At 55.3% G+C, this 12,117-nt stretch carries 11 protein-coding genes and 1 pseudogene; 3 read left to right on the top strand and 9 right to left on the bottom strand.

Going from position 1 to position 12,117, the window contains the following annotated elements; genetic code table 11:
- From B498_RS00075 to B498_RS00090, 4 genes are all read right to left on the bottom strand, one after another.
- Positions 1–2,967, bottom strand: a 2,967-nt coding sequence (locus tag B498_RS00075) for a CusA/CzcA family heavy metal efflux RND transporter (protein WP_008503521.1), incomplete at its 3' end; no start/stop codon positions are given.
- Between the two features lie 10 nt (positions 2,968–2,977).
- A complete protein-coding gene (locus B498_RS00080) occupies positions 2,978–4,225 on the bottom strand; it encodes an efflux RND transporter periplasmic adaptor subunit (protein ID WP_008503520.1) in 1,248 nt (415 codons plus the stop codon).
- Positions 4,226–4,236: 11 nt separating this feature from the next.
- Positions 4,237–4,575 (bottom strand): cation efflux system protein CusF, encoded by a 339-nt coding sequence (gene cusF / locus B498_RS00085; RefSeq protein WP_008503519.1) that lies wholly within the window; start codon positions 4,573–4,575, stop codon positions 4,237–4,239.
- A gap of 28 nt (positions 4,576–4,603) precedes the next feature.
- Positions 4,604–5,989, bottom strand: a complete 1,386-nt coding sequence (locus tag B498_RS00090; protein ID WP_008503518.1) for an efflux transporter outer membrane subunit — start codon at positions 5,987–5,989, stop codon at positions 4,604–4,606.
- A 161-nt stretch (positions 5,990–6,150) separates the two neighbouring features.
- Here B498_RS00090 and B498_RS00095 point away from each other — a divergent pair, with 161 nt between their 5' ends.
- Together B498_RS00095 and B498_RS00100 are read left to right on the top strand one after the other, a co-directional pair.
- Positions 6,151–6,834 (top strand): copper/silver response regulator transcription factor, encoded by a 684-nt coding sequence (locus B498_RS00095; RefSeq protein ID WP_008503517.1) that lies wholly within the window; start codon positions 6,151–6,153, stop codon positions 6,832–6,834.
- Positions 6,824–8,278 carry a Cu(+)/Ag(+) sensor histidine kinase gene (locus B498_RS00100; protein WP_008503516.1) on the top strand — a complete coding sequence of 485 codons (1,455 nt, stop codon included), beginning with the start codon at positions 6,824–6,826 and terminating at the stop codon, positions 8,276–8,278. The genes B498_RS00095 and B498_RS00100 overlap by 11 nt, the downstream gene beginning before the upstream one ends.
- A gap of 3 nt (positions 8,279–8,281) precedes the next feature.
- Here the strand turns inward: B498_RS00100 and B498_RS00105 are convergent, their stop codons facing one another.
- A complete protein-coding gene (locus B498_RS00105; protein WP_008503515.1) occupies positions 8,282–9,187 on the bottom strand; it encodes a LysR family transcriptional regulator in 906 nt (301 codons plus the stop codon).
- A 117-nt stretch (positions 9,188–9,304) separates the two neighbouring features.
- Here B498_RS00105 and B498_RS00110 point away from each other — a divergent pair, with 117 nt between their 5' ends.
- The gene (locus tag B498_RS00110; RefSeq protein WP_008503514.1) at positions 9,305–10,708 is read left to right on the top strand and encodes an MFS transporter; all 1,404 of its coding nucleotides are present in this window, start codon (positions 9,305–9,307) and stop codon (positions 10,706–10,708) included.
- Positions 10,709–10,746: 38 nt separating this feature from the next.
- Here B498_RS00110 and B498_RS22665 read toward each other — a convergent pair.
- The 4 genes and pseudogenes from B498_RS22665 to B498_RS23455 form a co-directional block, all read right to left on the bottom strand.
- Positions 10,747–11,096, bottom strand: a pseudogene (locus B498_RS22665) (type VI secretion system tube protein Hcp).
- 21 nt (positions 11,097–11,117) lie between these two features.
- Positions 11,118–11,552: a hypothetical protein gene (locus B498_RS0121830; protein ID WP_032623151.1), complete on the bottom strand. Its 435-nt coding sequence runs from the start codon at positions 11,550–11,552 to the stop codon at positions 11,118–11,120.
- The gene (locus tag B498_RS0121825) at positions 11,530–11,922 is read right to left on the bottom strand and encodes a polymorphic toxin type 44 domain-containing protein (protein ID WP_032623152.1); all 393 of its coding nucleotides are present in this window, start codon (positions 11,920–11,922) and stop codon (positions 11,530–11,532) included. Before B498_RS0121825 ends, B498_RS0121830 begins: the two co-directional genes overlap by 23 nt.
- 9 nt (positions 11,923–11,931) lie before the next feature.
- Positions 11,932–12,117, bottom strand: a 186-nt coding sequence (locus B498_RS23455) for a hypothetical protein (RefSeq protein ID WP_032623150.1), incomplete at its 5' end; no start/stop codon positions are given.

Below are 12,117 nucleotides of genomic sequence, written 5' to 3'. Positions count from 1 at the left end.
CGCGACGGTCATCGCCTTTGGCCGCACGCGCAGCACGGCGCCCTGATAAAGGGCGTCATCAAGCCCCTGTTCAGTGAACGTTTCGCGCTGGGACAGCGCCGGATGTGCTTCAACGGCATGACGCAAATACATCAGCATGACCACTCCAAACTCTGCTGCCACCCCGGCCAGGGCGATAAACCCGGTGCCGGTTGCCACGGACATATGGAAGCCCTGCCAGTACAGGAACCATATCCCGCCGACCAGCGCGAACGGCAGGCTCATCAGGATCAGCAACGCTTCGTCCACGCGACGGAACGCCAGATAGAGCAGAATGAAAATGATCATCAGCGTCATCGGCACCATCAGCTTCAGTTTCTTGTTGGCGTGCTCAAGCAGTTCAAACTGCCCGGAGAATGACACGCTGGTACCCGGCCTGAGCTTCACGTTCTGGCCGATGGCCGTCTTAATGTCGTTCACCACCGACACCATATCCCTGCCGCGGGCATCGATATAAATCCAGCTCGCAGGCCGGGCATTCTCCGTTTTCAGCATCGTGGGGCCTGAAACAACGTTGATATCCGCCACATCATCCAGCGTAATCTGCTGTTTCATTGGCGTCAGGATCGGCATCTGCTTCAACGCGCTCGGGCTATTCCGGTAGTCCTGAGGATAACGAATATTAATCGGATAGCGGGCCACGCCTTCCACCGTTTCACCCACCGTCGCACCGCCGATGGCCGAGGAGACGAACAGCTGCACGTCGCCCACCGTCATTCCATAGCGGGAGGCTTTCTCCCGGTTGATATCAACATCGATGTAGCGCCCGCCTTCCAGACGTTCTGCCAGGGCAGACACCACGCCCGGCACCGTTTTGGCTACCGCTTCGATGCTCTGCGCCGTGGCGTCGATATCAGCCAGAACGGTACCAGACACCTTGATGCCAATCGGGCTTTTAATCCCGGTCGACAGCATATCAATGCGGTTGCGAATGGGCGGAACCCAGAGATTCGCCAGACCGGGCAAACGAACGGTCTTATCAAGCTCCTCAACGATCTTGTCAATCGTCATCCCGGGTCGCCACCGATCCTCAGGCTTAAGCTGAATGGTGGTTTCCACCATTTCGAGCGGCGCGGAATCCGTTGCCGTTTCGGCTTTGCCGGTCTTGCCGAAGACAGAGGCCACTTCAGGGACGGTTTTTATTAACTTGTCCGTGGTCTGTAACAATGCCGCCGCTTCTGCCGGAGAGACGCCGGGCAAAGTAGAGGGCATATACAGCAGATCGCCCTCATTAATCTTCGGCAGGAACTCGCCGCCCACCTGGCTCAGGGGCCAGATCACCGTCAAGATGGATAAGGCCGCAACCAGCAGGGTTGTTTTGGGCCAGTTGAGCACCCGAATCAGCAGCGGATGATAGGCGTTAATCAGCAGCCTGTTCAGCGGGTTACGACTCTCGGCGGGAATCTTACCCCTGATCCAGAACCCCATCAAAATAGGAATAACAATGATGGCAAGCGCAGCCGCGCCCGCCATGGAGTACGTTTTGGTGAAGGCCAGCGGACCAAACAGCCGCCCTTCCTGTCCCTCCAGGGTGAAAATGGGAATGAATGACAGGGTGATGATCAGCAGGCTGATAAACAGCGCGGGGCCAACTTCGACAGAGGCGTTGGTAATCACCTTCCAGCGCGTGGCGTTATCAATCTGCTCTCCCGGATGCTGGTGATCCCACTCTTCTAACCGCTTGTGCGCGTTTTCAATCATGACGATAGCGGCATCCACCATCGCGCCGACCGCAATGGCAATGCCTCCCAGGGACATAATATTGGCGTTCAGCCCCTGGAAATGCATGACGATAAAGGCAATACACAGGCCAAGCGGCAGAGAGATAATCGCCACCAGCGCCGAGCGAATGTGCCAGAGGAACAGCGCGCAGACGATGGCCACCACGAAAAACTCTTCGAGAAGTTTGCTGCTCAGGTTATCAATTGCCCGGTCGATGAGCTGGCTGCGATCGTAGGTGGTCACAATCTCAACGCCTTCCGGCAGGCTGGCCTTCAGCGTCTCCAGCTTGTCTTTTACCGCCGTAATGACCTCGCGCGCGTTTTTACCCGAACGCAGGATCACCACGCCGCCCGCCACTTCACCCTGCCCGTTCAGCTCGGCAATACCACGGCGCATTTCCGGCCCCGTTTGTACGCGGGCAACATCTCGCAGGTAAATCGGCACACCGTTCTCACCGGTTTTCAGGACGATGTGATTGAAATCATCGATGGTCTGCAGATAGCCGCTGGCCCGCACCATATATTCCGCTTCCGCGAGTTCTACGGACGATCCACCCGCTTCCTGATTAGACGATTCAAGGGCCTGCTTAACTTCCGGCAGACTGACGCCGAACTGCGCCAGCTTTAACGGGTCAACCTGAATCTGATACTGCTTCACCACGCCGCCGACGGAGGCCACCTCGGCCACGTTCGGGATAGTTTTCAGCTCAAATTTCAGGAACCAGTCCTGCAATGATCGCAGCTCGGCGAGATCGTGTTTTCCGCTGCGGTCCACCAGCGCATATTCAAATATCCAGCCTACGCCCGTGGCGTCCGGGCCGATTTCGGAACTCACCCCGGCGGGGAGTTTGCCCTGAACCTGATTCAGGTACTCCAGCACGCGCGAGCGGGCCCAGTACAGATCGGTCCCGTCTTCAAAAATAACGTACACATACGAATCACCAAACTGTGAAAAACCGCGCACGGTCTTCGCGCCAGGAACCGACAGCATGGTGGTGGTGAGTGGATAGGTCACCTGGTTTTCAACAATCTGCGGGGCCTGGCCGGGATAGCTTGTTTTGATAATCACCTGAACGTCAGACAGATCGGGCAAGGCATCGACCGGGGTGTTGATGATGGTCCATGTCCCCCAGACGCTGAGAAACAGCGCGCCCATCATCACCAGGAAACGGTTGGCGACCGAACGCCGGATAATCCATTCAATCATCATCGTCTCCTTAATGGCCTGAATGCGCGTCGTCAGCGGCTTCAGCGTGGCGCATGCGCTCCAGCGCGCCGGTAATATTGGCCTCCGAGTCAATCAGAAACAGACCGCTGACCACCACCGACTCCCCCTCTTCCAGTCCGGTACCAATGCCGGACTGTTGCTGAGATTCATGCAGAACGTGGATCCTTTTCGGTACAAACTTCCCGTTCGCATCAACGGTAATAACGCGCTGTTCTTTCCCGGTATCGATAACGGCCTGAGACGGAATGAGCAACATTTCCTGACTTTGGGTATTCAGCTTCAGGTAGGCATTCATGCCCGGTTTCAGCAGTTCATCCTTGTTGGAGACCTGCAGGCGCACCTGCAGCGTACGGGTGGTTTGATCCACGCTCGGCAGAAGACGCCATTTTTCAACCGGGAAGGATTTATCCGGATAAGCCGGTACCGAAACAGTAAACTGTGAGGTATCTTTCAGCAGATAAGCAATGGATTCAGGAACCGCCGCGCCGATCCAGACCGGATCCATCCCCTGAATCTGCGCCACCACCTTTTCTTTGGAAATATTCATCCCGGTGCGCAGGTCAAAGGCCGTGATCACCCCGTCAATGGGCGCCTTGATGGTAAACCGGGTCTGGATAGTGCGGGTCGCACGCAGCCGCTGAATGTCGTCATCCGGCATACCCGCCAGGCGCAGACGCTCCAGAACGCCTTTTATCTGCGTGGGCGTTCCACCGGTGCCGGAGAGCAGCAGGAACTCGCTCTGCGCTTCGACCCAGTCCGGAATGGTGATATCAACCAGCGGCGTGCCTTTTTTCACCTTATCGCCAATCGTCAGCGGGTACACTTTTTCAACGAACCCTTCCGCACGCGCCTGCACAATGACAAACTGATAGTCGTTATAGCTGACGTTGGCCGGGATCGTCTGGGCATAATTCAGCTTTCCGCGCGTCACTTTTTGCGTTTTTAATCCCAGGTTCTGAACCTGGGTCGGATCGATACGGATACCGTCACTGCTTTTACCATCCTCATCGGCATATTTCGGCACCAGATCCATATCCATAAACGGTGATTTACCGGGCTTGTCGAATTTCACGTCAGGCTTCATCGGGTCATACCAGAAAAGGACCTTTCTTTCCGCAACGCTATTTGCTGTTTTTTCAGATGAATAAAGTGTCTGCCATGCCGTCACGGATATCAGCCCTCCAGCAATAAGGCTGCCGACTATCACAGCAGCATATTTTATTTTTAATGAGGCCATGCCGTTTCTCGCTATTTAATGCTCTTGAGTAAAGAGAGATTGCCCTGCTGAACAAACGAGAAATTCACGTGACTGCCGACTTTTAAGGCAGTAATACTCGCGTCGGCCTGCATAAAAGTAAAACGCATGGTCATCGCGGGCCAGCCAATTTCCGGGATGGCTTCGTGAGAAATCGTCACTTTTTTATTCGTGAGATCAATATCCTTCACAATGCCGGTCCCGGTGATGACCTGCTCTGAGGCACCTTCGCTGGCGGCGCTCATCTCCGCGTGCTGATGAACCTCAGCCTGAAGACCGGCAGAAAACATAATGATTGCACCAAATACGACGGCGTTAAGTGAATTGCGCATGTTTAATATCCTTTTTAATTAAGTGAGGTTATTCGGCCCAACCGCCGCCCAGCGCGGTGAAGAGGTTAATTTCATTAACCTGCCGGGCATAAATAAGGTCGAGAATATTTTGCTGCGTGGAAAACAGCGACCGTTCCGCGTCTAATACTTCGATATAGCTCACCGCGCCGCTAGTATATAATCCTCTGGCCCGCTGCAGGGTAATATTTAGCGAATCAAGATACCGTTCTTGCGCAGCAAGCTGCTGGTTGAGGCTGTCCCGCAGCGCGAGCGCGTCGGCAACCTGCCTGAAGGCAGCCTGTATTTTTTGTTCGTAATTCACAACCGACTGCTGCTGACGAATTTCAGCCAGCTTCAGGTTGGCCTTATTCCTGCCCGCATTAAAAATGGGAAGTTCGATTTTAGGAATAAAATTCCACATCCCGCTCCCTGACGTGAACAGGCTGGATAATTCCGTACTGCCTGTTGAAAGCCCGCTGGTCAGGGAAATTGACGGGAAAAAGGCGGCACGCGCGGCGCCGATATTCGCATCGGCCGCTTTAAGCTGATGCTCCGCCTCCATAATATCCGGGCGCTGCAGCAGTATCGCTGAAGAAAGATGGGGCGGGAGTTTTACCGGCGCAATATCGCGGGCGTTCATTCCGCTGTCGCCCGGCAATCCGCGATAGGTGCCGAGGAGCAACTGCAGAGCATTGTTGGCCTGCGCCAGCTCCCCCTCTCGTTTGGCAATCTCTGCCTGCGTGCTTTCGATCTGTCCCCGGGCCTGTTCCAGCGCCAGCACGTTGGTGCTCCCCGTCGCCAGCTGTTGCTCAACGAACGCATAAGACTGCCGGTAATTTTTCAGCGTTTCCCGCGCGATGCGCAGCTGTTTATACGCCAGCTGCTGGTTGAAATAGCTCTGCGACACGTTAGAGACAAGCAGAATATGCACTGCGCGACGGGCCTCTTCGCTGGCGAAATAGTTTTGTCGGTCGGCCTCGCTCAGGTTCTTCAGCTTGCCGAAAAAGTCGAGTTCGTAGCTAAGCGCAAGACCGGCGTCGTACTGCCGTGAGGTCGGGTTGTCACTTTTTAGCCCGCCGCTGTACGTGATACTTGCGGATCCATTCAACTGCGGATAACGATCTGCCTCCGTCACGTTGAACTGCGCCCGGGCCTCTTCAATCTTCAGGGCGGCCATTTTGATATCGCGGTTGTTTTTCAGGGCTTCTGTAATCAATCCAGCTATCTGAGGGTCGACGAAGAAGTTGCGCCAGCCGGTGTCCTGATACCCGGCCGCCGCGGGCGTCAGGCCGTTACGGGAAAGCGAAAACTGCTGGGGTACCGGTGCTTCCGGCCGCTGGTATTCAGGCGCCAGCGAGACGCAGCCTGCCAGGATAAATACCGTACTGATGCTGAGTCGTTTTAACAGGAACATAGCGGTTCAAATCAAGTCCAGAGGATTTTAGGGCTACTCTACTGAACGCATCCTGTTTGACCGGTGACAGGATAATGACAATGTTGTCATTTATGGCGTAAGTCATTGTTAACGATCGCGGGCTCACTAGAATGTCATCAGCAGCCAGTCTGGGGAGCAAGATGAAAATACTGATCGTTGAAGACGAAATGAAAACCGGGGAATACCTCAGCAAGGGGCTGACGGAAGCGGGGTTTGTCGTGGACCATGCGGATAATGGCCTGACCGGGTACCACCTCGCCATGACCGCGGAATATGACCTGCTGATTCTGGATATCATGCTGCCCGACGTGAACGGCTGGGATATTGTCCGCATGCTTCGCTCTGCCGGCAAAGGAATGCCCATCCTGTTACTCACGGCCCTCGGGACGATAGAGCACCGGGTTAAAGGGCTTGAGCTGGGCGCGGATGATTATCTGATTAAGCCTTTCGCCTTTGCGGAACTGCTCGCCCGGGTCAGGACGCTGCTAAGACGCGGAAATACGGTGATCGCGGAAAGCCAGCTTCAGGCGGCTGACCTGACGGTTGACCTTGTGTCGAGGAAGGTCAGCCGGGCGGGCAATCGCATCCTGTTAACCAGCAAGGAGTTCAGCCTGCTGGAGTTTTTCATGCGTCATCAGGGCGAGGTGCTGCCCCGCTCCCTGATTGCCTCCCAGGTGTGGGACATGAACTTTGACAGCGACACGAACGCAATAGATGTGGCGGTAAAGCGCCTGCGCGCAAAGATCGATAACGATTTTGAACCCAAGCTGATCCAGACGGTACGCGGCGTGGGCTATATGCTGGAGGTGCCGGATGCCCGTTAAGCGCCTCCGACGCCCGTTCTCGCTTGCGCTGCGGCTGACCTTTTTTATCAGCCTCTCCACCATACTGGCCTTCTTCGCCTTTACCTGGTTTATGCTGCACTCCGTTGAGAAGCACTTTGCCGAGCAGGATATCAGCGACTTACAGCAGATTAGCAGCGCAATGCACCGCATCCTCCAGTCTCCGGCCGATCCCGACCAAAAGAAAATCAGCAAGCTCAAAGAGTCGGTCGCCAGCTACCGCAACGTGGCCGTCCTGCTTCTGGATCCGCAGGGCAATACCCTGTTCAGCTCGGCGCAAGGCACGGCATTGCGCCCGGCGATGAACACAGCGAACTTTAGCGAACACCGTCAGGCACAGGATGTGTTTCTCTGGACGGTAGAAGACCCGGTCAAGCCTATGCATGCCGGGTCCGACATGAAAATGGAAACGTACCGGATTATCGCCTCTTCAGGCAGGACAACGCTGCAGGGCAAAACCCAGGACTACGTCATGCTGATCGGGCTCTCGATTAATTTTCATCTCCACTACCTTGAGGCGCTGAAGAAGAATCTTTTTGCCATTGCCGCGGCGATCAGCCTGCTGATTGTGCTGGTGATTCGTATCGCGGTGCGTCAGGGACACTTGCCCCTGCGTAACGTCAGCACCGCCATTAAAAATATCACCTCCGAAAATCTGGATGCGCGCCTGGAGCCGTCCCGCGTGCCCGTTGAGCTGGAACAGCTGGTGATCTCCTTCAACCATATGATTGGGAAAATTGAAGATGTCTTTACCCGGCAGGCGAATTTTTCCGCCGACATCGCGCATGAAATCAGGACGCCCATCACCAACCTGGTGACGCAAACGGAAATTGCGTTGAGTCAGAACCGCTCCCAGAAAGAGCTGGAAGATGTCCTCTACTCCAGCCTCGAAGAGTACAACCGGATGACCCGCATGGTCAGCGACATGCTGTTCCTGGCGCAGGCGGATAATAATCAGCTCATCCCGGATCGGGTGATGTTTGATTTAAGCGCTGAGGTGATGAAAGTCTTCGATTTCTTCGAAGCCTGGGCGGAAGAACGCCACGTCTCGCTGAAATTTAACGGGATGCCCTGCCTGATAGAAGGCGATCCGCAGATGTTCAGAAGAGCAATCAATAATCTGCTCTCCAACGCCCTGCGCTATACGCCGGAAGGGAAAGCGGTAACGGTCTCCATCAGAAAACGGGATAACGACGTTGAGCTGGTAACAGAAAACCCCGGCACGCCGATCCCGCAGGCGCATCTGCCAAAGCTGTTTGACCGTTTTTATCGCGTCGATCCGTCCAGGCAGCGTAAGGGCGAAGGCAGCGGGATTGGGCTTGCCATCGTGAAGTCCATCGTCACCGCGCACCACGGAAAAGTCCGCGTGGAATCGGATGCGGTGTCGACGCGCTTCATCCTCACGGTGCCGGGGAAAGTGCTCTGAGCGTCAGCAAACCGCGCGGCACACCTCAAGGACCTTTTCCCTGAGCCAGCGATGCGCCGGATCCCGTTCCATGCGCGGATGCCACATCTGGGATACCGTAATAGTGCGGGTCTTAAAGGGCAGTTCAAAGACGTGCACGCGCTCGGTCATCGCCTGATTGAGCAGGTACAACGCTGGCACCATAGCAATCAGGTCGGAGGCCAGCGCTACGGATAACGCCGTCGGAAATCCAGGCACCACGCTGGCGATCTTTCGTTTCATCCCCCGCTCCGCCAGCGCGTCGTCCACAGACCCGTGTAACGCCCCATCAGGCGACGCCACCACATGGCCCCAGGCAACATAATCGTCAAGGCTGACATCAGGCTGTGAAGACAGCGGATGTCCCTTGCGCACCGCGCCAACAAACCGATCCTGAAAGAGCCTTTGCAGCCGTATTTCAGGCCCCATGTTGCTCTGCACGCCGATCTCCAGGTCGACAAGCCCCTCCCGTAAATAGCGCGACGTTTTTTCAGGTTTGGGAGCGAAGCGGATGCACACTCCGGGTGCAACGCTCGCCACCGCGGCTATGAGCATAGGTCCAAACGCCACGACAAAACCGTCGTTGGCCCGAATAGTGAACAGCCGTTCAAGGCTTTCCACCTTCAGCGTGTCGGAGGAGGGCTGCAGCACCGCCCTCGCCTCGTGCACGGCGCTTCTGGCGCGATCCCGGGTGGCTTCGGCCCAGGGCGTCAGCACCATATGACGCCCGGCTCGCACCAGAATAGGATCGCCGGTCACCTCCCGCAGCCGGCTCAGGGTGCGGCTCATGGCGGAGGTGCTCAGGTTTAAACGTCGCGCCGCGCCCGCCACGCTGGCTTCGGCCAGCAAAACGTCGAGCGCAACCAGAAGGTTAAAGTCAGGATCGGACACGATGGCTCCTCAGATAAGGCGTTATATGCAACGATTAAGTGCAAATGCTGCGTCTTCCGCCCTGTATAGCGCATGATTATAGTTTCGTCATCACTATTCTTATCCGGAGTAACGACGATGACGCTATTTACCAACCAGCCCGGCGATGAAGGTTTACCCGGGCATGAACGCGCCCGGGTCCTGGCCGCCGTCATGACCACCACGCTGATGGGCGTCTTTGACGGCACCATGATCAACATCGCGCTCCCCTCCATGGCTAGAGCGATGCAGGTCCCCGCAAACGTTGCGGTCTGGTTCGCTAACGGTTATCTGCTGTCAGCGGCGATGACGCTGGCTATTTTCGCCGCGCTGGCGGCCCGCGTGGGCTATCGCCCGGTCTTTCTGAGCGGGCTTGCCACCTTTACGCTCACCTCGCTCGGCTGCGCGCTGGCAACAACGCCGGAAATATTAACCGGGATGCGAATTCTGCAGGGCATCGGCGGGGCGGCGACCCTGAGTATCGCCCCGGCGATCCTACGGTCCGTTTTTCCGGGCCGACTGCTGGGCCGTATTCTGGGGCTGCACGCCCTGCTTATCGCCTCCAGCACGGCGATCGCCCCGGTACTCGGTGGAACAATACTGGACGCCCTGAGCTGGCAATGGCTGTTCGCCATTAACCTCATTCCGGGCAGCATCGCCCTGCTGCTGGCGTGGCGAGCCTTGCCGCGGGAATCGGTTGCTGACAGACCGCCCTTTGATGCGCCGGGCGCCGTGTTCTCAGCCGTCCTGTTAGGTTCCGCGATCATGCTGGCCGACAGCCTTCAGCACGTGGCGCAACACATTAGTCTGCAGGCCGTCTGCTGGAGCGTTCTGGCGCTGGTTAGCGCCCTCGCCTTTACCTGGCGGATTCGGCGCGCGCAACATCCGTTACTGCCGCCGGTGATGTTCAGAAACGGGCGCTTCACCCTCGCCGCGCTGACCTCGCTGGCCTCGTTTGTGAGCCAGGGGATCACGTTTGTCGCGCTGCCGTTCCTGTTTCAGAGCGTGTATGGCTACAGCCCTGTAGCGTCCGCGCTGCTGTTCACCCCATGGCCGATTGGCATCGTGCTGATCGCGCCGCACGCGGGTCGCTGGGCGGATACGATCTCCGCGCCGCTCATCTCGACCCTCGGGCTGATGGTTTTTGTCGGCGGGCTGGTCCTGCTGGCCACGTTGCCGGACAATCCTTCCGCCTGGAATATCTGTCTGCGCAGTCTGGTATGCGGGATGGGTTTTGGCTGCTTCCAGAGTCCCAATAATCGGGAAATGCTCGCTAACGTCGCGCGGGAACATGCCAGCTATGCCTCCGGCGTGTTGTCGATCGTCAGAACATTCGGCCAGTGTCTCGGCGCCGCCGTGGTGGGGGTTCTGCTGGGAGCAGCGGCAGGATGGGACCATCAACATGCTATCCAGGTTGCACTGTGGTTAGCCGTCATCGCCTCGACGGGTTCGGTGGTATTTAGCCTGAGCAGGCTGCGCCCTGCGGTTCGGGCATCCGCGTAAATTGTTGCAGCGCCTCTCGGCGCTGCTCGTTTTTACGCCTACGCTGCAGGGCGTTCGTTCCACGCATCAGTGTACTGAATATTTCCGTCCAGAATTTTCCATGTGATTTTTGCATATCGCAAAGATACATTTTCCATGTGACCAGTACCGGGACAATCTCTTGTATCATGCATTATTGGAGTTATTGAAATGACCTTCACCCCTTCCATAAGGATGCAGAGTGTTGCCTTGTACCTGTAAGTTTACCCGTTGCATCATCTGTTGGAATGCTCAGGTTATGAATCAGATCTCTGAGCTCTATACTTCCTTCACGGTCTGCAACATCAGAACCGCCACGGATCATTGCTCCGCCATCGTCTTTCAAAAAGAGGTGTACTGGTACAGCCATTTCTATAACTCCTTATGTTAATTAATCTCTTATTCCATTGGCTATGAGGTTAATTACAGGCATGATCGCTACACCATCTGCATAGAACAGATCAGAATTAGTGAATGAATAAACCTTGCCGGTGATTTTTACATTTACCGTGTTCCCATAAGCCGAAGCAGTAACATTGCTTGTATTGGCTTCAAGGAATGGTGATCGATCTTCAAGGGCTTTCATAATGTTCCCGCTGTTGTCTTTATCTAAATAGAAGCGGTAAACATCCGACACCGTAGCGCCTCCATCATCATACTTAGTTATGTACAGTGTGACGGAATCAGAGAGTTTCTGTTTGCTGACAAAACTATCGTGAGAAGGTGCGTTAAAAGAGTATTGATATGTCAGAAACCCACAAACAACGAGCAATAGAATCGTTGTGAGTAAGCAATGAAGCCGTTTAATAACCGTATTTCTTTGCATATTCTATACCTTGCCTTATCCAAAACTGATCGTGAGGATCATCCCCATAAGGCGGTTTTTGATACCAGTGCCCCCATTTCTTTTTGGAGGTTTTAGCTCTTTCCTGCGCCCATCCAGCACCCATCAATAGCGTTTCTGAGGGTATCCCGGCAGCATAGCCAGCCGAACCATAATTGAAGTTCCCAAAATTTGCTAACTCCGGGTGTCCTTGCTTGTAATCCCACGGCCCCTTATTTCTTACTTTTTGATAAAACCAAAGATAGGTCGTAGGGATAGCCATGTTTCTACTCATACCATGCGCTCTTGCAATCCTCATGTTTGCCAACACAAGTGCGATTCCTTCTTTAGGCAACAAAGGTATAACAGCCATATTAACCATCTATCCACTGTGGGTATGTGGCCGCGTATCGTACACTTTTGCGATGGTAAAAAAGATATCTGTTTCCAGAGAAATGACGAAAAAATATCCGACTAAGGTATTAATCGCATTAAAAATCAAAGAAATGTAGGCTGCGCCCGGCAAGGTCTCCAGGCAAGCGTTGCACAATGTAGGCCGGGTAAGCGC

The organism is Enterobacter sp. SST3 (assembly GCF_000286655.1).
In the GTDB taxonomy this organism is placed as follows: Bacteria; Pseudomonadota; Gammaproteobacteria; order Enterobacterales; family Enterobacteriaceae; genus Enterobacter; species Enterobacter roggenkampii.
This window is presented reverse-complemented; position numbering and strand designations above follow the sequence as displayed.

Excerpts from the sequence above, each read along its gene's own strand:
- B498_RS00095 (WP_008503517.1), top strand. The coding sequence starts at position 6,151 with ATGAAAATACTGATCGTTGAAGACGAAATGAAAACCGGGGAATACCTC.
- B498_RS00080 (WP_008503520.1), bottom strand. The coding sequence starts at position 4,225 with ATGGCCTCATTAAAAATAAAATATGCTGCTGTGATAGTCGGCAGCCTT.
- cusF (WP_008503519.1), bottom strand. The coding sequence starts at position 4,575 with ATGCGCAATTCACTTAACGCCGTCGTATTTGGTGCAATCATTATGTTT.
- B498_RS00110 (WP_008503514.1), top strand. The coding sequence starts at position 9,305 with ATGACGCTATTTACCAACCAGCCCGGCGATGAAGGTTTACCCGGGCAT.
- B498_RS00090 (WP_008503518.1), bottom strand. The coding sequence starts at position 5,989 with ATGTTCCTGTTAAAACGACTCAGCATCAGTACGGTATTTATCCTGGCA.
- B498_RS0121825 (WP_032623152.1), bottom strand. The coding sequence starts at position 11,922 with ATGGCTGTTATACCTTTGTTGCCTAAAGAAGGAATCGCACTTGTGTTG.
- B498_RS0121830 (WP_032623151.1), bottom strand. The coding sequence starts at position 11,552 with ATGCAAAGAAATACGGTTATTAAACGGCTTCATTGCTTACTCACAACG.
- B498_RS00100 (WP_008503516.1), top strand. The coding sequence starts at position 6,824 with ATGCCCGTTAAGCGCCTCCGACGCCCGTTCTCGCTTGCGCTGCGGCTG.